This window comes from Pseudomonas sp. HP_08 (genome assembly GCF_055284095.1).
In genome coordinates this window covers 590,565-611,318 of sequence record NZ_JBTOQC010000001.1, presented here as the reverse complement: position 1 = coordinate 611,318, position 20,754 = coordinate 590,565, and the positions used below count along the sequence as shown (strand labels likewise).

Sequence of the window (20,754 nt, the reverse complement as noted above, 5' to 3'; positions counted from 1 at the left end):
CCATCCTTTGAGATGGGGTTTATGGCGCGCTTAGGGTCGATTCAGTGTCGAGCAGTTACCTGCTCGACACGTCCTCATGAGTGTTGCGGTGCCAGAAGAATAACGACCGGTGACGCGATCAGTGGACGATCCTCACTCAGTAGGTGTATTTAAGTGAGGTCATAACGTTTCGAGGTGGGCCAAATGTTCCGCGAGTACCCGCAAAGGCATACTCTTTGTCAAATACGTTGTTGACGTTGACTGAGAGCGACAGGTTCTGGTTGATGTCATAGCGACTCATAAGGTTAACCAGCGCATAACTGCCTTGCTCAATGACCTTCAGGTTGTCTCCGGTTTTACTTTCCCAGTTAAATCCCCCTCCGACGGTGAATTTGTTTAGCGCGTCGGGCAAGCGATAGGTGGTGAAGACTTTCAGGTTATGCCGTGGCGCGCGTGTCATGATGCGTTCATCTTCATCATTGCGTGTCACGCTGTAGACATAACCGCTGCTAAAGTTCCAGCCTTCTGAGAGTTCACCGGCGAGCTCAAGTTCCACACCCTCTGTGGTGGTGTTATTGTAAAGCTCATAACCATTGCTGGTATTGCTCCAGATGGCCAGATTGTCTTGCTTGGTTTGAAAGAGTGAAAGGCTGGAGTTTAAGCGGCCTTCATTGAACAGCGCTTTTACGCCGGCTTCGATACTTGTACCTTCCTCTGGCGGAGGAGAGGTGACGTACTGACTGACCAAGGGATCTTGCGGCTGGAAAATTTTAGTGTAGCTGCCATACAGCGACCAAGTTTCATCCAGCGCATGCACGATGCCGGCATACGGGGTGAATATCCCTGTTTCGCGGCCGCGACTTTTGGCAATGTTACCCGTTGATAAGGTCAGGCTGTCGTTATTGTTTTTCCAGTCGGTTACACGACCGCCAATCAATAGGCTCGTGCTGTCTGTCAGGTGAAAGCGAACGTTTGAGTAGGCGCTGTATTGATGCTCGTGGCGGTCACTTTCACCCGTCTTGTTATAGTTCGGTTTTGGTGTGTCATCGACCCAGGTGAATATATTGGGGACCAGGTACGTGGCCGGGCTCATCGTGTAGTTGTTCCCGTAGGAGTGGACTTGTGTCAATGTCACACCGCCAATGAGTTCATGCTCGCGACCGAATAAGGAAAAGGGTCCGGTTACATAAGTATCAAGGTTGTTTTGCTCTGTCGTGTTGACCCAGTAGGGGGTCAGTAATCGAGCGCCCGCTCCCGTGGTTTGATTCACCGATCCGGTGATGGTGGCATAGATACTTTCATAGTGGTAACGGGAATGAGAAAGTTCGGATTTCAAACTCCAGCCCGATGAAAACTTATGCTCTACCGACGCAAAGACGCTGCTCAGCTCATGGTCGTAATAAGCCCAGCGTGGCGTGTCGTTATTTGAAGGGCCGATGTCGATCTTTTGACCGTTGCTGTACACCATCGGGAAGTTGGCCGCTTGCGAGTCCGTGTTTTTGGTGAGGTGGCTGAAGCCTACGGTCAGCAGGGTGTCCTCGCTCAAGTCGAACTCACTGATGCCGTAAAGCGTCATCCTCTCCTGCTCGAAATTATCGGTCCAGCCATGCAGGTGCTTGTAATCGGCGACCAGCCGGCCGCGGATATTACCGCTGTCGGTCAGCGGGCCTGATACATCCAGGCCGGTGCCATAGCGGTCCCAGTTGCCGGCTTCCGCTGTGATGGAGGCCTGCGGCTCAAAGGTCGGGCGCTTACGGACCATATTGATTGTCGCTGATGGCTTGCCCAGACCACTCATGATGCCGGTTGCGCCGCGCACCACTTCGATCCTGTCATACATGGCCGTGGCTTGTAGATAGTTGCCCATTGAGGAGGCTGTAGGTACGCCATCAATCTGGAAGTTGTTAATGGTCGAACCACGTGAAAAAATTTGTGGCGCATCACCACCGTACACCAACGGTTTGACACTAATACCGGTTGTCGCATCCAGGGCATCGGCCAAGTCATCAAGTTTTTGATCTTCGATGCGTTGGCGTGTGATTACAGTGACCGACTGCGGTGTTTCCTGCGGCTTCAGGTTCAGACGGGCCGAGCTGCTTGTCGAACCTGTCGTATAAGAACCTGTTCCTTCTGTAATCGACCCCGGTGCCTTACCCGAAATCGTCACCGACGAAAGCTCCATCGCCTCCCCAGGAGATGGCACTATCAGCGTCAGCGTATTGCCCGTGATCTGATAACTGACCCCCGTCCCGCGCAACAGAAGATCGATCGACTGATCCAGGCCGTAGCGACCATTCACGGCAGTAGAACGCAGGCCTTGTACATCGCCAGGGTTATAAAGAAGCTGAACATTGGCCTGTTCTGTAAAGACCTGCAGCGCTTTATCAAGCGGCTGTGCCGGAATATTCAGATTCCATTCCTGAGCCTGAACCTGAGAAGACAGGGTTATGGAAAGGGCCATGCCCAAACCGGTCAGTGACAGTTTCGGGCGAATGGCGTTACGCATCAGCAATGCTGTTGCCAGGGGAGTCAGTTTGCTCAAAGTGTGTGCGGGCATGGTTTTCTCTGTTTTTGCAATTGAGAATTTTTTCTTTTCGCATTACTTCAACGCTTCAACTCGGAAAACCGGAAGGCTCGCGTCGAGATTTTTCAGGCAGGTAGAGCTTCGCTTCTAACCTTCCCGGATTCCATGCGGACTAACTGATCAGCGATGTCGAAATACCGGTCATCGTGGCTGATGACAATGATGGTTTTGCCCAGTCGTTTCAGGTCTGGCAGTAGCTCGGTATAGAAAATACGCCGGAAGGTCGGGTCCTGATCGGCCGCCCACTCATCAAATACCAGCACCGGGCGGCCTTCCAGCCATGCGCTGAGCAGTGCCAGACGTTTGCGCTGCCCGGTGGACAGATCGGTGGTACTGAACGCGCCATCGCGAATCGTGACCTTGTGGCCGATTTCGAGACGTTGCAGATAACGCTCGGCCTCTTTCGGTACATCGCCGCCGCCCTGCACCAGCTCGTCGAACAGGTAATAGTCAGCAAACACCGTGGTAAACAGCTGGCGATAGTCGTCCCTGTTCCGGGCGACGATGGGCTGGCCGTCTAGCAGAATTTCGCCCTTCTGTGGCGCGTAAAGTCCCAGCAGCAGTTTGATCAGCGTGGTCTTGCCACAGCCGTTCTCGCCAACAATAAAGACAATCTCGCCTTGTTCGATGCGCAGGTTTACCGGGCCCAGGCGGAACGGATCGCTGCCTTGTACCGCAGGAAAGGCATATTGCACATCACGCAGTTCCAGGCTTTGTATGGTCATCGCTTCAGGGGCCTTGTCTTCAAGCAGCAAGTGCGGCTCCGGCGAAGAGAACTTTTCGGACAGTTCGGCGATACGGCGAAACGCGATCTGCGCACGGCTGATGATGGGTAGTGTGCCGATCAGATGTTCCAGCGGGCCTTTCATGTACAGCAGCACCAGCACGAAGCCGCTCATGACGCTTTTATCGGCATTGGGCCAATAAGCCTGAAAGGCGAGGGCCAGTCCGATGACGACGAAGAACAGCATCGAGCCAAAGGTCTTGGCTACCACGAAGATGTTAATGGCGCGGATTTGCAAGTCACGAATACGGTTGGCCGTGCCCTGGATACGCTGATCGAACATCCGATGCCGGCGCGGGCGATGAATGCGCAGTTCTTTGGCGCCCTCTGATACGGCACTGTAGTACTTCTGCAGTTCGTCTTCGGTTTCCCGGGCGGCCAGAAAGTTTTTGATGCCATGGCTGCGCGCGAAGTATTGCACCGTGGTACCTATCGCAATCGCTACCACCATCAACAGAAACATTTGCCAGGACAGCATGGCCAGGTAACCCAGGCAACCGATGGTCACTGTCAGCGAGATCGCCAGAGGCGCGAAGGCGAAAGCAAAGTCGCTGATGGTGCCGACGTCGTGGGTCAATACCGGAATCAGCCGATGGGTGCGATAACGTTCGATCTGTTCGATAGGGGCAGACATGACTTTTTCGCCGAGCGTCTTGCGCAACCTGACGACAATATTTTGCCCCACATAGTTGGTGCCGATATCGGACACGATGGAACTGAGCAGCGCCATCAGGCACAAGCCGGCGAAGCTCAGTACGATGCCTTGAGTCATGCCGCTGTCGGAGTGCAGCACCTTGTTGATCGTGGCCAGCAGGGTGGTGATGCTCAGCCCCCCCACCATGCCCAGGACGATCGAGATCGTCACGATCGGCCAGAAAGGTTTGAGCAGCGTCATGAGTTCGCGAATGGCGCCGCGGGTTGGCTGGGACATAAACAATTCCTGCTGGGTCAGGCGCTGATCAGCGCGGCGGCCTGAGACTCGTGGGTGGACGTCTGGATCTTCAGGGCCTTGTACAGCGCCTTGCCGATCTCTTCGCTGCGCATCGGCAGGACCGAAAGGAGGGTGTCGCTCAGGCCGTGAGAGGTTTCACAGAAGCCTTGCAGGAACACCGGCGCCAACAATGCAGGCGATGCCAGTGCGCGGTAATCGCGGTCCACTTCAAAGCCATTGAGGTGGCTTTCCAGCGGTTCCAGCAACGAGCGATGCGTGCGGCGTTCATAGCCGGTCGCCAGGATGATGGCGTCATAACGATGAGTGCGTTGCTGGTTGGTGGCCAGGTCACGCAAGGTCAGTTCGATGCCTTGATCGCTTGTATGAACGGCCTCGACTTGTTGCCGGCACAGCACGGCGTGGCGGTATTGATGAGCGACTTTCTGGCGATAGAGAATGCCGTAGATGCGCTCGATCAGTTCCGGGTCGACCACCGAGTAGTTGGTGTTGTGGTATTCCTTGATCAGCTTTTCGCGATCTTGCGGGGTTTGCTTGAACACCAGGTCGGTGTATTGCGGGGCGAAGATTTCGTTGACGAATGCGCTGTCGTCGGCGGGTTTGAGTGCCGTGCCGCGCAGAATCATCTCGACCTTGACCGACGGGAAGCTGTCGTTGAGATCGATAAACGCTTCTGCCGCGCTTTGCCCGGAGCCGATAATCGCGATGCGCATCGGCTTGCCTTCGCTGCAGGGCAGTTTGCTGAGGCTGGTCAAGTAGGTGGAGTGGTGGAAAACCCGTGGATCGTTCTTGTAAGGCGCGAAAGCGTCGGGGATTTTCGGCGAGCCACCAGTGCTGATTACTACCGAGCGAGCATGGCGTACATGCTCCTGGCCGTTAGTCGTTTTCGATATCAGCTTGAGGTGGTGAATGGCGCCGTTATCGAACTCCGGCTCAATGCGCGTGACCTCTTCGCCGTACACCGCCTGCTCGGCAAACTGCTCGGCCACCCAGCCCAGGTAATCATTGAACTCCAGGCGGCAGGGGTAGAACGTGCCGAGGTTAACGAAGTCGACCAGGCGATCCTGCTGTTTCAGGTAGTTGACGAAACTGTACGGGCTGGTCGGGTTACGCAAGGAAACCAGGTCCTTGAGGAAGGAAATCTGCAGCTCGCTTTGCGAAGAAAGCGTGTCGCCATGCCAGCGGTAATGCGCCTGTTTGTCGATGAACAGGGCATTGAGGGCCTTGCCGTTAAGCTGGGAAAGTTCTTCCAGCGCAATGGCCAGGGCCAGGTTGGAGGGGCCGAAGCCGACGCCGATGACATCATGAATGGTTGCGGAGCTCATACCTTGAATCCTTCCTTCGGTGGTTTGATGCTGTCCAGAGGTTGGTACAGCCGCTCGGAAAAGAAGCGCTCACGCGTCAACATCACCAGCAGTGCGCGCTTGTGGGGAAAGTCGAAGTGCTTGACCTTGGCGAAGCCGCTGCGGTCGAAGTTGGCGATCTGCCGCTCATTGTCGTGGCGCGGCTCGCAGACGATGCGCTGGGTGCGCGGGTCGTCGAGAAACAGGTAGTGGCAGATCGACGAGAACCAGGCGGTGTAGAACGCCTTGCCGCGAAACGCTTCTTCGCCGACCAGCAGGTGCAGGCCGCGGTCGTAATCGCCGGCTTCGTAGAAGGGCGAGATGCGGTCTTCCTTGGCCCAGTAGACTTCGAAATAGCCAAACGGCTGGCCATCGAAGCGGCCGATCAAGGGCAAGGTGTGTGGATCAGCCAATTGCTTTTGCAGGTAGGAACGATGTTGCTCCAGACTGCCTTCTTCTTCCCAGAATTGCGCTACGCGCGGGCTGTTCATCCAGCGGTTGAAGGCGGACAGGTCATGTTCGGGATCGGCTTGCTGGAAGGTCAGGGTCTGGCCCAGCCAGGGGATATAGCGGCTATAGAGCACGCCTGATGGTGCGACCGGGCGCAACGGGTGGCGCTTGCTCTCGGTGATGACGTACTGCTGGGGCGCGACCCCAAACGAGTGCTTGCCCAGCCAGGGACGTGGGTCTTGCCACAGAGACTGCGCGGAACAGAGATACATGTTCACGTCGACCTGACGCAACACGCCATCAGCAAGCAAGGCATCAATCGCAGTCGATGCTTCAGACGTAACGATGGTCAGGCTCTTCAGTGACGGACGTGTTGTAAATGCACCTTCAAAAGCGCCGAGCAACGCTTGCTGCTCTATAGCCGGATTCAGATAGCTGATCCTGCCTTGCAGTTGATCCGGCGCAGAACCGTGCAATACGATTTCGAGCTGCACCGTGGTATCCAGTGCAACGACCAGTTTGTCTGTCGAGTAATGAACGTGTAGCTGTCGATCAGGGTAGAGACTGCCAAGAACTGGCAGGCCGGCTTGGGTATCCATCGGGGCTGTTCCGCGCTTCAAAGGCTATGGCTGTAAAACGAAGCAGCGGCGGGGGGATTTAGTGGTGCAGACGTCGTCGCGAAGGGATTTTCAGGTTTGATTCGACGGGAAGCGCAGGCTGTATTTAGACACTGCGGCTTCCCGTACGATGGCTCACAGTTCGCGTGCGACCCGGAAGCCGAGGAAGTCGCCACGCGTGGTTTTCAGCCTGTCATTACGATTGGCCGAGCGCGAGAAGATTGGTGGTTCGCCCCAATCGTTACCACGCATATGCGCCGACTCGCATTCCCCACCCTCGATCCAGGCACTGCCATCGGCCGGCGCGCCGACATAATCCTTGTGCCAGCAATCGGCAACCCACTCGTAAACGTTGCCATGCATGTCATACACGCCGAAGGCATTGGCCGGATAACTGCCAACTGGCGAACTGTAGGCATAGCCATCTGCGGGGCCATAGGTATTGGCGTGCTTGCTGATCTGGTATTCACCTTCCTTATCGAACGGGAAAGGGAAAGGGCCTGTAGAGCCTGCGCGTGCAGCGTATTCACGCTCGGCTTCGCTGATCATCCGGTAGGGCTTGCCGGTCTGTTTGGCCAGCCATTCGCTGTAGGCCTGAACCTCGTGATAGTCGACGCACACAGCAGGCTGTCGTGGACCCTGCTTATAGGTGGGCTTGCTCGCTTCACACCAACGACCCGGACGTTTGTCACCGCTTTTAATCACTACGCCGCTGGCCTTGATATAAGCATCCAGCTCGCCGGCAGTCACCTGAAAGCGGCTGATCGCAAAAGGCTTGGCAAAGGTCACGGTGTGCTGCGGGCCTTCATCGGGTTGGCGGCCCACTTCGTCGTCCGGTGCGCCCATGACATAACTGCCGGCCGGCAAGACAACCATCTCCGGGCAATCCTTGCAGTCTTTGAAGACAGTGCCGGGCTTGGCATCAGTTGGCGTTTGCGCGAAGGCCAGTGGCACGTTGAAAGACAGTGCCAGCAAAGACGCCAGCAGATATTTATAGGGACGTTTCATACGGCTCCTCTGAGTGATGGAAGTGTCTGTGTTTGCGCAGGCTGATGAGGCTTCAGGCTTTTTTGGCGATCAGTTGTACAGCCCTGTCCACCTCGGCCTCGGTGTTTAGCAGGCCGGGAGCCATACGCACGACAGGGCCCGCATCGCGGCTGACGGAGTCCACAATGATCCGGTTCTGATTAAGGTAGGTTGCAAGCGCCTCATCGTTCAGGCTCGCCATGCGGAAGAAGGTGAAGCCGGCAGACAGGGTGCTGCTTTGCGGGGTGACCAGTTCAACGCCTTTGATCGATATCAGGTGCTGTTTCAGGTAGCTGTTCAGTTCGTGTATTCGTTGCTGAACATTGGCCTTGCCAAGTTGCAAGTGCAGTTCGAACGCTTTGCTGGCTGCCCAGCGATACTCGAATGAATGGTAGCCACCGGGCGTGAAGGTCGTTGCAAAGTTCTTGGCCTCGGAGAACGTTGCGCTGAAAGGAATCAGGTCCTTGGTGTTTTCAGAGGCGGCGCAAATGATGCCGGTCCCGCGCGGGCCGAACATCCATTTGTGTGTCCCGGAAATGAAGAAGTCACAGTTCATTTCGGGGAAACTCAGGTTCTCAACACCAAAGCCATGTACGCCATCGACGCAATAGATGATTCGGTCTTCTTCTGCGCGGTTTTTGTTTTTCTCTTTGACCAGTTCACCGATCTTGCCAATCGGCAATTTGACACCGCTGCCCGAGTGAACCCAGGTCATGCCCAGTACGCGGGTTTCAGGCCGGATGCTGCGAGAGATGACATCCAGTATTTCGTCTTCGGACGCCTGCCGGGGGCTCTTGAATAGACTGATCTTGCGCACGAGGCTGCCGTCACGCTGGGTCCGGTATTGCAGGGCGTATCGGGTTGAATAGTGCTCATGTACGGTGGTGAGAATCTCTTGTCCGGGTTTGAGCTTGATACCTCCATAGACGATGCTCAGTCCTTCGGTGGTGCTGCCCGTCAGTGCGATTTGCCCTGGCGTAGCATTCAGGTAGCGTGCCGCCTGAACACGCACTTCATGTTCGTGCTGCCAGACTTCTTCTCGGTCATAGTCCATAACCAGGGCCGGGTTTCGATCGAGGCGCTCACGGTGAGCTTCAATCGCGATGCGAATGGGCGCGCAGTGAGAGGTAACCAGAAAGTTGGCGAAATGGGCGTAATTGAAGTCCAGGGGAAAGAGCTGCCGGAATGTTTCCCAGTCAGCGGCAGTTGAGAGGGCTGTTTGAGCGGCGGCGTATGAGGGCAATGAACTGGCACCCAATGCCAGTCCGGCGCTGAGCAGCCCCGTGTTCTGGATAAACGCCCGTCGTGTGGTCGTATTCATGGCCTGTTCACCGAGACGTCTGTGTTGGCAGAAGTTGCAAGCGTTTGCACCTTCTCCCACACCCGCAGAAAGTTACCGCCCCACAACTTGGCAATGTCCTCTTCCGAATAACCACGCTGGATCAGCTCGGCGGTGACATTGCGGGTATCGCCCACGTTCTCCCAGCCAATAATCCCGCCGCCATCGTTGAAATCAGAACTGATCCCCACATGATCGATACCAATCTTCTTCACGGCATAGTCGATGGCATCGCCAAACTCCTTGAGCGTTGCTTTTGGGTCCTCATCGAGAATGGCGTACAGGGCACCGGCATATTCACCGAACTTCTTTTCCGGCCAGATCGAGAACACCGGGTCGGCCGGCATGCTGGCCTGTGACAGGTTTTGCACATTGGGCAAACCGAAGCTGGCGCGCATTTCATTGATCTTCTCCAGGGTCTCCTTGGAGAAAGGCTTCAGGTACGAAGAAAACCCCGGAATCTGCACGACCCCACCGGTATCCCTGATCAGGCGCAGCTCCTTATCCGTAAGGTTGCGCTGCAAATCGACCAGGCCCTTTACGCTTGAGTGCGAGGCAATGATCGGCGCACGGCTCAGTTGCGTGACCTGCTCCAGCGCCTGGCTGGACATCTGCGAAACATCGATGACAACGCCCAGGTCATTCAACCGTTGTACGGCCTGGCGACCTAGCGGTGAAAGGCCGCCCAGCTCATCCGGCGAATCACCAAAGAACGGCATCGGTCGTGAAGAGTCGGCCCATGCGTTATTGGCGACATAGCTGAAGCCGAAAATACGCATGCCACGTGCGGCCCAGTCATCCAGCTTTGAAACATCGTCGCCCAGCGGATAGGCGTTGAGCATGCTGATGACAATGGCGAACTTGCCTTCATGGGCGAGACGTTTGAAGTCGGCGGGTGTATAGGCGATGCCAGCCTGATTGGGGAAGTCTTTGGCGATACCGGTAATGATCCGGTAGCGGGTTTCCAGTTCGTGGCGGGCGGCCTCGACAAAGCCTGGCGTTGGCCGATGCGGTCCATTGGCGCCGTTCCAGAATTCCGGCCAGGACCAGAGGGTCAGTGCCGCGCCACTGAGGCGGCCACGCGCCGCCTTGACCAGGTCGAACTGGGTACGGCCATCCTTGTTGGCTTCGTTGCCTGGCGCGCCAAAGTTGGGCTGGATATCGATATGGCTGTCGAACGAGAGAATGCGCTCCTGCATCTCGTTGGCGCGGCGGGTGATATCCGAAGGGTAGGGCTGTACCCGGCCGATGAAAAACCACCAGGCCAGGGCCGCCGCGGCTGCCAGTGCGGCCACTGTCACGATGCTCAAGATTAGCCATTTCCTGGCTGCGCGACTCATGCTCATCAAACTCCCGGACTGTATCGACGTGTACCGGCTGACTGCCGGTGATTGGGGGAATAACGAGTCAGGTGCGGCTGAATTTAACCTTGGGCTGTTTGCGATAATTTCGGCGCGGTGCCATTCGTTTACAGGGCATGTCGTGCGCCGCTCTGTAAAGGGTGAAAAGGGCGGGCACTTGATCTGACGCTCAGGAGAGATGGCTTATGGATGTGCTCGCGGTATTGACCCGATTGTTTTCCGCTGCGCAGGCGGTTGGTGTGCAGGGCGTGTTCCAGTTCGATTTTGGTCAGGACAATAGGGTCTGGGCCGCCGTCAGCGACACGCTGGAGGTTCGTCCGGGCCGGCATGCGGCGGCCGACGTCACCATTGCAGTGGGTGCCCAGGAGTTTGCCGGCATTTTGCAGGGCACTCAGGATGTCGAGGAGCTGTTTGCCAATGGCCGCTTGAAGATCGATGGGCAAATGGGGCTGGCGACCCTGTTGCCGCAAATTATCAGCGCGGCACGACGTGGCACGACGGTCGAGCAGCCAGCGGTCAAGATGAACCAGCGCTATCCGGCACGCGAACGTGCCAGCGACCTGCTTTCTGCCGGGCAGCCTCCTGTGCGGGAGATCGAGCGGCGCCCTTTCAACAGCCTGTCGGTGGAAGATTTTCGCCGCGACTACCTGCCCTTCGGCACGCCGGTCATTCTCACCGACGCTTTGCGGGACTGGCCGTTCTTCAACATGAGCCGCGAAGAATCGATCATTCACTTTGCCGAGTTGAAGGGCATCACCCGACATGGTGATTACGCGGAAAAGACTTTTTCCACGGACCGCGATTTTCGCTCGACCTCTATTGCCGAATTCATTGAGTCGCTGGAGCGACCGCGCGCACCGGGAGAGCCTGCGCCCTACATGGGCAACAACGTCGTGCCTGCACAGTTGCTGGAACTGATCCGCTTTCCGGAATACTTCGAGCGCTCGCTGTATATCAAGCCGCGCATCTGGATCGGCCCCAAAGGCACCCTCACGCCGCTGCACCGCGATGACTCGGACAATATGTTCGCTCAGGTCTGGGGCCAGAAGTCGTTCATTCTCGCAGCCCCTCATCACCGCGAAGCGCTGGGCACCTGGTCGACGTCCGAAGGCGGCGGGCTTGAAGGGTGTGATGTGAACCCCAATCAGCCGGACTATGAAAAGTACCCGGCCGCCCGTGATGTGCTGTTCCATCGCATCGTGCTGGAGGCGGGGGATTTACTGTTCTTGCCTGAGGGCTGGTTCCACCAGGTCGAGTCGGTGTCGACGTCGCTGTCGGTCAACTTCTGGGTCAATTCCGGACGTTGGTAAAACGATACAAAAAGGCCGCCTTGCGTGGCGGCCTCGATCGTCAGGCGCCGAACTTCAAACGGCCCTTCATCAACACGGCATGGCCAGGAAACGAGCAGAAGAACTGATAATCCCCGTCGGCTTTCAGCTTCGATGTGTCGAAGGTCACACTGTCTTCCTCGCCACCGCTGAGAAATCGGGTGTGGGCAATGATCCGTGCGTCATCGGCCTTGAGGTAACCATTTTCGACCCCGGCCGTGCTGCCTTCATCAAGGATCGCCTGCATGTCGGTGGTCTGGCTGAGAATCCAGTTATGGCCCATGACTTCCTTGGGCATGGTGCCGGGGTGTTTCAGGGTGACGGTAAAACTTTTGCAGCTTGCCGGTACAACGATCTCGTTCTTGTCGAAGGTCATCATGTCGGTGCCATGGATTTCGGTGGAGCAGTTCTCTGCCGACCAGGCCAAGCCCGGCAGGGCCAGCGTGAGAGCTAAAACTAAAGCGCGGTACATGTGATTCTCCAGCTGCATTTCGAAAGTTCTGCAAAGCAGACGAACAAGCGGCGAGTCGTTTTAGTCGGTGATGTGTCGCCCACCTGCATAAATTCCGGCGCAGGCCGTTCGTTCTTGGGGCAGGCGCTCTGACCAGAGAGCGGACAAGCGGATGGGGCTAGATGAAGTTTTCTCGGCGTGGGTTGCTCGCAGGTGCGGCGGCAGTGGCTGCAACGGCAGGTGGAATCGGGCTGCCGGTTTTGGGCTACAAGCGCTATCAGGCGGCTGAAGAGGCCGCGCTGGCCGAAGAGCCCACCATCGTCCCGCCCACGCTGGGGCAAAGCCTGCTGGCCGGGCGGCTGGTCGGCATCTGGGATTTCCGTTTGCTCGATGGGCAGCAGGCGTTTGCCGATCTGGCCGGTGACGGGCTGGAGCTGTTGCTGGACGTCGGCCCGTCCGGGCGTGCGCTGCGTGGTCATCTGGGGCGGCGTCCGTTCAAGGAAGGCGGCTTTGAGCTCTTTGGTGATCTCGATACAGGTAAGGAGCCCAACCTGCGCTGGAAGCTGGCAGACACATCGGGCCGGGCTTATGAATGCTCAGCCATTTTCGACGAAGTCTGGGGCATCTGGAGCACCGGTGGTGGCCAGGCGACCCTGAGTGGCACGTTGCGCCTGCGTGGCAGTCAGGTGGGTTTGTCTACGCAACAGGCTCGATTCGTCGCCGTCCGGCGGCCCTTTATTCAGGCTCGCGAGCGCTTGCCCTATAACCCGGATCTGCATGCCTGGCTGATATCGCCGGGGCACCGGCTTTATCACCAGCTATGGCATGCGACGCGCGACCGCTGGCACCGGCTCAACCCGGATCATCATCAGTCACTACGTGCATTGGGCTGGCAGCCCGGACCGCTGGGGCATGAGCGCGATGCGCGCGGCAAGTACCGGCACAAGAACGGTTCAGGTGAAGACTTCCTGTACATGCACCGGGGCATGCTGGGGCATGCACGCAGTTTTCAGGACTTGAAGTCCTGGCAATCCTTTCCACCGCCCCGGCCTTTTATCGGGCACGGTATCCAGCCATTCGTGGATTATCTGGAAAATCATGACGGCTACTCAGTGCCGCCGGCGTGGGAATCGCAGGGCGACGATGCCTTCAACCAATGGCTGCGCGATGTCAAAAGCAGCGAGGGTTACTACGGCAACTTCCAGGTCTGGGAAGCGCAATACCAGAACCCGGAATACCTGAGCACGATATGCCTGGGCGAACTGGGCAGCCGCATCGAGCTGGGCCTGCATGACTGGCTGCACATGTGTTGGGCTGCGGTGGGGCGCGACCCCAACAGTCAGTACCCGATGATTTATGACCGTCCGGCCGACGACTTCTCCGAGCGCTGGTTTCGCGCAGAAAACGATTATCTGGCCGATGCGTTCTCATCCCATGTCAACCCGGTGTTCTGGGCGTTTCATGGCTGGATCGATGACCGTATCGAAGACTGGTTCCATGCGCATGAGCAGGCGCATCCCGGCGAGGTGCGACGCGCCGAAGTCGGGGGCGTGAAGTGGTTTGCCAAGGGGCGCTGGGTCGATATCGATGAACCGTGGCTAGGCCCGGCGCAGGCCGGTTGTGGTGCCTGGGGCCGCAGCAATGGCGGCGGTGGCGGTGAACTGGACATCGAAACCATGAAGCTGGCGCTGCATGTCATTCGTGCCAGTGAGCAGGAAATGGAGCGTCTTTCCGGACGCATCCCGCGTCGCCCGTGGTACGGCCGTTATCTGCCTCCCGGGCCTGGCAAAGTCTGATCTCAACCTGACTTGCGCTTGATCACCGTCTCACCCTCGCTATTACGGCTCAGCGTCACCGGCAGCACCTTCGGCAACGCCTGCACCAGGCTGGCGATGTCGTGGGTGTTGTAGATGCCGCCAATGCGCAACTGCGCCGTCGCTGCATCGGCCACATGCACCGGTGTGTCGAGGTAGCGATTGATCTGCGGCAGGGCATCGGCCAGGGTCAGGTTGTCGAGGATCAATTTGCCGTTGCGCCAGGCCAGCGTGTTGTCCAGCGAGGCGGCGCTAACCTGCGGGTCGATGCTCGCCAGGGTGTAGCGTGCCTGCATGCCCGGTGACAGGTAGGCGACCCGGTCGCGTTCGCGCTTGTCGCCCAGCACCCTGACCGAGCCCTCGGCCAGGGTCACGACCACGGAGTCCTTGTAAGTCCAGACATTGAACTGCGTGCCGGTGACCTGAATCTGGCCCAGGCCTGCGTTGACCATGAACGGATGCGACGAGTCGTGCTGCACCTTGAAGAAGGCCTCGCCCTGGCTCAGGGTCACGCTGCGCTGGTCCTTGTAATTGCTCCACGACAGGCGCGTGCCGATGTTCATCTGCACCTGCGAGCCATCGGCGAGGGTGATTTCGCGGGTGGCCGACTCGCTGTCGAAACGCTCGTAACTGTTTGGAATCCAGCCCTGGTTCCAGCCGATCAAACCGGCCAGCGGCAAGGTGAAGGCCAGCGCGGCGGCGGCCATCATCGGGCGCCTCGGTGTGCGCTCAGGCTTTGGTTGCACCAGCGGGATGACTTTCGCGGGCGCTGTGGTTGCCGCCGGTAAAAACTCGCTGATGTTCCAGATATCCAGCATCGCGTCGAATTCACGCTGATGGGCTTCATCGCTTGTCAGCCACGCCTCAAGTTCGGCGCGCTCCTGCTCGGAGAAGTCCGCCTCGTGCAGGCGCATGCACCAGTGCGCCGCTTCATCGCTGATACGGTCATGGGGCGCGGGTGGAGGCGTTTGGCTGGGCATTGAGACTACCGATATGACTGAAATTATCTTGTAACAGACTGCATGAAATTATTTTTATGCGGATGAGAATTATTATACAGTTGGTCGTTTTTTTAATATAGCGACTGAATGTCAAGGATCCGATGCACGGTTTCCTGGCGGAGCAAAAATGGAACAGTACTATCAAGGTCTGCTGGGCTATCTGACGATTAGATTACGCGATCGTAATCTGGCCGCCGATGTGGCGCATGACGCTTATTTAAAAGTACTGGAAAGTCCTCGTCTTGAAGGACTTGAATACCCTAAGGCATTTCTTTATCGCACCGCAATCAACCTGTGCGTGGATATATTCCGCCGGGGGTTGGTGCGCAACAGTGAATCACTGGGCGATATCGTCGCCGAAGAAAGTCCGAATGCGCACAGCCCGCATGCCACGCTCTATCAGATGCAGCGCGCCGAAATGGTCATGAAGGCGCTGGAAGAACTTCCCGCCAACTGCCAGCAGGCTTTTCTGCTGCGCAAACTTGAAGGCCTGTGCCACGACGATATCGCCTGTGCGATGAATATTTCCAAGGCCATGGTCGAGAAACATATCGTCAATGCCATGAAGCATTGCCGTGTCCGGGTATTCGAGATGGAACGCCTTTCTTAAGCTTAAATTTATCCCGCGTCCGCACGTCCCTCATGCATCCCCATGAGTTGCGCCCGTTCCGGGCCGCTCAATGATCTGCAAGAGGTATTCAGGTGCGTCGAAGTCTTCTGGTCAGTGCCCTGGCCGCGCTGTTGCTGTCTCAGGCGGGGTGTACCCGCGATGCATTGCACAGCGGTGAAACCGAAATCCGCTGGACATCCTTCGGCATCCCCCACATCAAGGCCAGTGACGAACGTGGCCTGGGCTACGGCGTGGGTTACGCCTATGCCCGCGACAACCTGTGCCTGCTCAGCGATGAAGTGTTGACCGCCCGCGGCGAGCGCTCGCGCTTTCTGGGGCGTGACGGGCAATCGACTGCGCGGCTGGGCAATGTCCAGTCGGACCTGTTCTTCACCTGGCTGAACAGCGACAAGGCGGTCGACGATTACTGGAACGCGCAGCCCGAGCCGGTCAAGCAACTGCTGACCGGCTATGTCGCCGGCTTCAACCGTTACCTGAGCGAGAAGGGCGCGCCGCAGGCCTGCAAAGGCGCCGAGTGGGTGCGGTCGCTGCACGAGAAGGACATGGTGCGGCTTATCCACAGGCTGATGGTCGAAGGCGGCATCGGTCGTTTCGCCGAGCCGTTGCTGGCCGCCGCGCCACCGACGTCACGGGCCGTGCAAAACGCAAGCATCGACCCGGAACGGGTGCTGGGTTCTGTCTACGAGCGCGGCAGCAACGCCGTAGCGGTGGGCGGCGAGCGCACCGAGAACGGCCGTGGCCGGCTGTTGGCCAATCCGCATTTTCCGTGGTTCGGCGCGCTGCGCTTCTATCAGATGCACCTGACCATTCCCGGCAAGCTCGATGTGATGGGCGCGTCCCTGACCGGCTTGCCGGTGATCAATATCGGCTTCAACCGGCAGCTGGCCTGGACCCACACGGTGGACACCTCCGGGCACTTCACCCTGCGCAAGCTGACCCTGGACGCCAGTGATCCGCAGCGTTATGTGGTCGACGGCAAAAGTTATCCACTGCAACAGCGCGACGTGCAGATCCAGATCCGTGAAGCCGACGGCACGCTGACCACCCAGAAGCAGGTGATCCACGAATCGCGCTTCGGCCCGTTGATCAAGTGGCCGGGCGTTGCCGACTGGGACAGCAAAAACGCCTATGCCTTCCAGGACGCGAACCTGGCCAACACCCGCGCCGTGGAGCAGTGGTACGCGATGAACCGCGCCGGCAGCGTGACCGAGTTGCGCGATGTGGTGCAGCGTATTCAGGGCATTCCGTGGGTCAACACTCTGGCCGCCGACCAGCAGGGCCAAGCCGCTTATATGAATGTCTCGGTGGTGCCCAATGTTGCCGTGTCGCAACTGCAAAGCTGTGTCGTTCCGGCCCTGCAGGCGCACGGCCTGCCGGGGCTGGATGGCAGTCGCAGCGCCTGTGACTGGCAGAACGCCGAAGGCGCGGTGCAGCCGGGCATCGTGCCGGGCACGCAACTGCCGGTGCTGTTGCGCAAGGACTTTGTGCAGAACTCCAACGACAGCGCCTGGCTGAGCAACCCGGCGCAACCGCTGACCGGCTTCTCGCCGCTGATCAGCCGTGAAGGCTCGCCACTGGGCCTGCGCGCCCGCTTTGCCCTGACGCAACTCAATGGCTTGGGACAAGCGCCGATCAGCGAGTCGTTCCTGCGCGGGCTGGTGACCGGCAACCGCGTGCACTCGGCCGACCTGCTGCTCGATGACCTGCTGCAATGGTGCGGCGCGCCCAAGGCCGGCAGCGAATTCCAGCGTGCTTGTGTGGCGATGAAGGACTGGAACCGCAGCGCCGGGGTCGATGCCTCGATGGGCTGGGTCTACTTCCAGGCCTTCGTGCGCGAATTCCAGGCGCAAGGCAAAGGCTGGCGCGTGCCGTTCGATGCCAAGGATGCGCAAAACACCCCGCGCGGCATCGCCTGGCAACAACCGGACGTCGCCAGTGCTGTGGCCGATATGCTGCGCAAAGCCATCACTCAGGTCGACGCCCTGAAGCTGCCCGCCGACGTTACCTGGGGACAACTGCAAGTGGCCGAACGCAACGGTAAACGCATCCCGGTACCAGGCGGTGACGGGCGTTTGGGCGTATACAACGCGATGCAGAGCACGCCGCAAAAAGACGGCACGCTGTCGGTGGTCAGTGGCAGCAGCTATATCCAGCTGGTGAGCTTCGACGACAAAGGCCCGGTGGCGCAGGGCGTGTTGTCGTTCTCGCAATCCAGCGACCCGGCCTCGAAGCATTATGCGGATCAGACCGAGTTGTTCTCTCGTCAGCAGTGGCCGGTGTTGCCGTTCAATGAAGAGCAGATCAAGGCGGATCCGAATCTGGAAGCCGTGCGCTTGAAGGAATAGCGTTCGCGCACCATTGCACAGACGAAAAGGCCCGGAATCTTGATGGCAAAAGATTCCGGGCCTTTTTGTAGGTGCTTCCAGGAGGCCTTTGGCATCCGGTCAGTCACGAAGAAATACTATTAAATATATATAAATCAAATAGTTAATTAGTTTTTGCTTGCAATTATTACCCGCAAAAAATCCCGCCAACAGTCGTTCATATATTCAAACAGAATATAAAAACCAGAATCAGCAAGATAAATCGAATAGGACACAAATCGGCAAACTGGTATTCTATATAAGAGAAAAATATTTCGCAATCCGAAAAAACAAAAAAGGTGCGAAGAACATGTTGAAGAGCGATAAAACTGCAACTGCCTCTCTACAAGAACCGGACGACAAGAAGTTACGCAGTACCGTCCAGTCCCTGGCCAAAGGTTTCCGTGTGCTGGAAGCCTTCTCTGCCGACAATGAAGAACTGACCCTGAGCCAGATCGCCGCGGCTGCCGATCTCGATCCCGGCACTACCTTTCGTATGCTCAACACGCTGGTCGAACTGGGCTATGTCTCGCGCATCCCGGAAAGCCGCCGTTTCGCCCTGACCCTCAAAGTGCTCGACCTTGGCTTTCACGCCATCGCCCGTACCGACCTGCGCAGCATCGTGCGGCCGATCCTGCGCGGCCTGGTTGGCGAAACCAACGAAGCCGCCAGCTTTGCCGTGCTGCAAGGCGCCGATGTGCTGTATCTGGAGCGGGTCCGCGCCGGCATCACCCGCCTGGGCGTCGATATCCGCGTGGGCACTACCGTGCCGGCCACGCAGACCGCCATCGGCCAGTCGATCCTCGCGTTTCTGCCTGAAAAGGAAGTGGACAAGGTTCAGCAACTCACGCCCCTGACCCCGTTCATCATGAAACCCCACGCCAGCGAGCTGGCGCTGCCCGAGCTGCTGGGGCGCATTCGCGACGATGGCTACATCCTCACCGAATCGTTGTTCACCGACGGCTTGAGAATCCTGGCCGTACCGGTGCTGGACATCGACGGTTATCCCGTCGGCGCGATCAGCATTGCTGCGCCAACGGTGCGTTGCACGGCCATCGAGCTGCGCGAGCGTGCCTTGTCATCTGCGCTGGAGGCGGCAGTTGCCATCGGCAAGGCGCTGGAAGCCAACGGCAGTATCGGACCCACATGTAACTAATACTTGAATAAATAAAGGCAAGTTGACGCTTCAACTTGCCTGCCTTACTCGACAACGGTTCAAGCACTGTGCGTATTGCACGGCAGGCCCGCGCGCGCCCGACAATCCGAACAACAATAAGAGGAAGTGCCATGTTGATGCAGCAAGTAGAAACAGAACCCTTGACCGAAGGAGGAAAGAGCCAGGCCAATATCAGTGCCCGGCTGGAACGCCTGCCGATTACCCGGCAAGTCTTCTGGGCCCGCAACATTATTGGTGCCGCGACGTTTTTTGATGGTTACACCGTCATTGCCATTGCTTATGCAATGCCGGTACTGGCCAAGGAGTGGAACCTGAGTGCTACCCAGATCGGCATGATTCTGTCGGCTGGTTACTTGGGGCAGTTGTTTGGCGCGGTGTTCTTTGGCTGGCTGGCCGAACGTATCGGGCGCATGAAAGTGCTGACCTTCACCATCCTGTTGTTCGTGGCCATGGACGTGGCGTGCCTGTTTGCTTCCAGTGCGATAGCGATGATGACGTTCAGGTTCTTGCAGGGCATCGGCACCGGCGGTGAGGTGCCGGTCGCCAGTGCCTATGTCAACGAGTTGATCGGCTCGAAAAAGCGCGGTCGATTCTTCCTGCTTTATGAAGTGATGTTCCTGCTCGGGCTGGTCGGTGCCGGCATCATTGGTTACTTGCTGGTGCCGATCTACGGCTGGAAAGCCATGTTCGCCGTCGGGCTGGTGCCGGCGATGCTGCTGATTCCGCTGCGCTTCTTTCTGTTCGAGTCACCGCGCTGGCTGGCCTCCAAGGGCCGTCTGATCGAGGCCGACCGCATCGTCACCCGCCTGGAAGACAGTGCCACCCGGTCCGGCAAGACCCTGACACCGCCGGTCGAAGTGCCGCCGATCCAGAAGCCGAGCGCAGGGCAGGGCTGGAAAGAGCTGTTTCGCGGCATGTATTTCAAGCGCTCGCTGGTCATCTGGGCCATGTGGTTCGGTGCCTACATGGTCGCCAACGGCCTGATCACCTGGCTGCCGACGCTGTACCGGCAGCACTTCAACCTGCCGCTGGACACCAGCCTGGCCTACGGCTTCATGACGTCGGCAGCCGGCGTGGTGGCGGCGATCATCTGTGCCTTGCTGATCGACAAGGTCGGCCGGCGCCGCTGGTACATCGGCGCACTGTTCCTGGGGGCGGTGCCACTGGCAGCGCTGGCGTTGACCGGGGCGACCACGCCACTGCAAATCCTGCTGCTGGCCGGGCTGGGCTATGCGCTGATCCAGACCGTGACCTTCTCGCTCTACCTGTACTCGGCCGAACTGTACCCGACCCGCTTGCGGGCGCTGGGCACCGGGGTGGGCAGTGCCTGGTTGCGACTGGGCTCGGCCACCGGGCCCCTGGTGGTCGGCGTGGCGGTTTCCGGTGCCGGTGTGCACTACGTGTTTGGTGTGTTTGCAGTGATCTTGTTAATTACCGGTGTCATCACCGCCTTGTTTGCCATTGAAACCAAAGGAAGGATTCTCGAAGAACTGTCGCCGTAATCAACACAGCAGTAATAACTCGTTAGTCGCGGTTAGTTACACCTGAAATAAATCA

General features: G+C 58.2%; 15 protein-coding genes. 6 read left to right on the top strand and 9 right to left on the bottom strand.

The features are described 5' to 3' along the window. Positions 1-136 precede the first annotated feature (136 nt). The 7 genes from ACYAS9_RS02885 to ACYAS9_RS02855 all read right to left on the bottom strand — a co-directional run bounded on the left by ACYAS9_RS02885 (position 137) and on the right by ACYAS9_RS02855 (position 10,417). Positions 137-2,536: a TonB-dependent siderophore receptor gene (locus ACYAS9_RS02885; protein ID WP_463566792.1), complete on the bottom strand. Its 2,400-nt coding sequence runs from the start codon at positions 2,534-2,536 to the stop codon at positions 137-139. Positions 2,537-2,628: 92 nt separating this feature from the next. Then, positions 2,629-4,278 (bottom strand): cyclic peptide export ABC transporter, encoded by a 1,650-nt coding sequence (locus ACYAS9_RS02880; RefSeq protein ID WP_463566791.1) that lies wholly within the window; start codon positions 4,276-4,278, stop codon positions 2,629-2,631. 17 nt (positions 4,279-4,295) lie between these two features. Beyond that, positions 4,296-5,621: a lysine N(6)-hydroxylase/L-ornithine N(5)-oxygenase family protein gene (locus ACYAS9_RS02875; RefSeq protein WP_463566790.1), complete on the bottom strand. Its 1,326-nt coding sequence runs from the start codon at positions 5,619-5,621 to the stop codon at positions 4,296-4,298. Continuing rightward, positions 5,618-6,688 carry a GNAT family N-acetyltransferase gene (locus tag ACYAS9_RS02870; protein WP_463566789.1) on the bottom strand — a complete coding sequence of 357 codons (1,071 nt, stop codon included), beginning with the start codon at positions 6,686-6,688 and terminating at the stop codon, positions 5,618-5,620. The genes ACYAS9_RS02875 and ACYAS9_RS02870 overlap by 4 nt, the downstream gene beginning before the upstream one ends. A gap of 153 nt (positions 6,689-6,841) precedes the next feature. Then, complete coding sequence (gene pvdO / locus ACYAS9_RS02865; protein ID WP_463566788.1) at positions 6,842-7,714, bottom strand: dihydropyoverdine dehydrogenase; 873 nt, start codon at positions 7,712-7,714, stop codon at positions 6,842-6,844. A 52-nt stretch (positions 7,715-7,766) separates the two neighbouring features. Continuing rightward, on the bottom strand, positions 7,767-9,053 hold the full coding sequence (gene pvdN, locus ACYAS9_RS02860) for a pyoverdine-tailoring periplasmic protein PvdN (protein ID WP_463566787.1): 1,287 nt from the start codon (positions 9,051-9,053) through the stop codon (positions 7,767-7,769). Beyond that, positions 9,050-10,417 carry a dipeptidase gene (locus tag ACYAS9_RS02855; protein ID WP_463566786.1) on the bottom strand — a complete coding sequence of 456 codons (1,368 nt, stop codon included), beginning with the start codon at positions 10,415-10,417 and terminating at the stop codon, positions 9,050-9,052. The genes pvdN and ACYAS9_RS02855 overlap by 4 nt, the downstream gene beginning before the upstream one ends. A 200-nt stretch (positions 10,418-10,617) precedes the next feature. On the opposite strand from ACYAS9_RS02855, the gene ACYAS9_RS02850 reads away from it, so the two are divergent. After that, the gene (locus ACYAS9_RS02850; protein ID WP_463566785.1) at positions 10,618-11,742 is read left to right on the top strand and encodes a cupin-like domain-containing protein; all 1,125 of its coding nucleotides are present in this window, start codon (positions 10,618-10,620) and stop codon (positions 11,740-11,742) included. A 40-nt stretch (positions 11,743-11,782) separates the two neighbouring features. Here the strand turns inward: ACYAS9_RS02850 and azu are convergent, their stop codons facing one another. Next, on the bottom strand, positions 11,783-12,232 hold the full coding sequence (gene azu, locus ACYAS9_RS02845; protein ID WP_463566784.1) for an azurin: 450 nt from the start codon (positions 12,230-12,232) through the stop codon (positions 11,783-11,785). A gap of 161 nt (positions 12,233-12,393) precedes the next feature. Between azu and pvdP the strand changes: the two genes are divergently transcribed. After that, positions 12,394-14,007 carry a pyoverdine maturation tyrosinase PvdP gene (gene pvdP, locus ACYAS9_RS02840; RefSeq protein WP_463566783.1) on the top strand — a complete coding sequence of 538 codons (1,614 nt, stop codon included), beginning with the start codon at positions 12,394-12,396 and terminating at the stop codon, positions 14,005-14,007. A gap of 2 nt (positions 14,008-14,009) precedes the next feature. On the opposite strand, the gene ACYAS9_RS02835 is transcribed toward pvdP, so the two are convergent. Continuing rightward, on the bottom strand, positions 14,010-15,005 hold the full coding sequence (locus tag ACYAS9_RS02835; protein ID WP_463566782.1) for a FecR family protein: 996 nt from the start codon (positions 15,003-15,005) through the stop codon (positions 14,010-14,012). 148 nt (positions 15,006-15,153) lie between these two features. Here ACYAS9_RS02835 and ACYAS9_RS02830 point away from each other — a divergent pair, with 148 nt between their 5' ends. The 4 genes from ACYAS9_RS02830 (at position 15,154) to ACYAS9_RS02815 (ending at position 20,699) form a co-directional block, all read left to right on the top strand. Then, complete coding sequence (locus ACYAS9_RS02830; RefSeq protein WP_463566781.1) at positions 15,154-15,636, top strand: sigma-70 family RNA polymerase sigma factor; 483 nt, start codon at positions 15,154-15,156, stop codon at positions 15,634-15,636. 92 nt (positions 15,637-15,728) lie between these two features. Continuing rightward, a complete protein-coding gene (gene pvdQ / locus ACYAS9_RS02825) occupies positions 15,729-18,002 on the top strand; it encodes a bifunctional acylase PvdQ (protein WP_463566780.1) in 2,274 nt (757 codons plus the stop codon). 328 nt (positions 18,003-18,330) lie between these two features. Further along, complete coding sequence (locus tag ACYAS9_RS02820; RefSeq protein ID WP_463566779.1) at positions 18,331-19,176, top strand: IclR family transcriptional regulator; 846 nt, start codon at positions 18,331-18,333, stop codon at positions 19,174-19,176. A 131-nt stretch (positions 19,177-19,307) separates the two neighbouring features. After that, positions 19,308-20,699 carry an MFS transporter gene (locus ACYAS9_RS02815; protein ID WP_463566778.1) on the top strand — a complete coding sequence of 464 codons (1,392 nt, stop codon included), beginning with the start codon at positions 19,308-19,310 and terminating at the stop codon, positions 20,697-20,699. Positions 20,700-20,754: the final 55 nt, after the last annotated feature.

Bases quoted from the DNA above. Each gene is read 5' to 3' on its own strand.
- ACYAS9_RS02885 (WP_463566792.1), bottom strand. From the start codon at position 2,536: ATGCCCGCACACACTTTGAGCAAACTGACTCCCCTGGCAACAGCATTG.
- ACYAS9_RS02880 (WP_463566791.1), bottom strand. From the start codon at position 4,278: ATGTCCCAGCCAACCCGCGGCGCCATTCGCGAACTCATGACGCTGCTC.
- ACYAS9_RS02875 (WP_463566790.1), bottom strand. From the start codon at position 5,621: ATGAGCTCCGCAACCATTCATGATGTCATCGGCGTCGGCTTCGGCCCC.
- ACYAS9_RS02870 (WP_463566789.1), bottom strand. From the start codon at position 6,688: ATGGATACCCAAGCCGGCCTGCCAGTTCTTGGCAGTCTCTACCCTGAT.
- pvdO (WP_463566788.1), bottom strand. From the start codon at position 7,714: ATGAAACGTCCCTATAAATATCTGCTGGCGTCTTTGCTGGCACTGTCT.
- pvdN (WP_463566787.1), bottom strand. From the start codon at position 9,053: ATGAATACGACCACACGACGGGCGTTTATCCAGAACACGGGGCTGCTC.
- ACYAS9_RS02855 (WP_463566786.1), bottom strand. From the start codon at position 10,417: ATGAGCATGAGTCGCGCAGCCAGGAAATGGCTAATCTTGAGCATCGTG.
- ACYAS9_RS02850 (WP_463566785.1), top strand. From the start codon at position 10,618: ATGGATGTGCTCGCGGTATTGACCCGATTGTTTTCCGCTGCGCAGGCG.
- azu (WP_463566784.1), bottom strand. From the start codon at position 12,232: ATGTACCGCGCTTTAGTTTTAGCTCTCACGCTGGCCCTGCCGGGCTTG.
- pvdP (WP_463566783.1), top strand. From the start codon at position 12,394: ATGAAGTTTTCTCGGCGTGGGTTGCTCGCAGGTGCGGCGGCAGTGGCT.
- ACYAS9_RS02835 (WP_463566782.1), bottom strand. From the start codon at position 15,005: ATGCCCAGCCAAACGCCTCCACCCGCGCCCCATGACCGTATCAGCGAT.
- ACYAS9_RS02830 (WP_463566781.1), top strand. From the start codon at position 15,154: ATGGAACAGTACTATCAAGGTCTGCTGGGCTATCTGACGATTAGATTA.
- ACYAS9_RS02820 (WP_463566779.1), top strand. From the start codon at position 18,331: ATGTTGAAGAGCGATAAAACTGCAACTGCCTCTCTACAAGAACCGGAC.
- ACYAS9_RS02815 (WP_463566778.1), top strand. From the start codon at position 19,308: ATGTTGATGCAGCAAGTAGAAACAGAACCCTTGACCGAAGGAGGAAAG.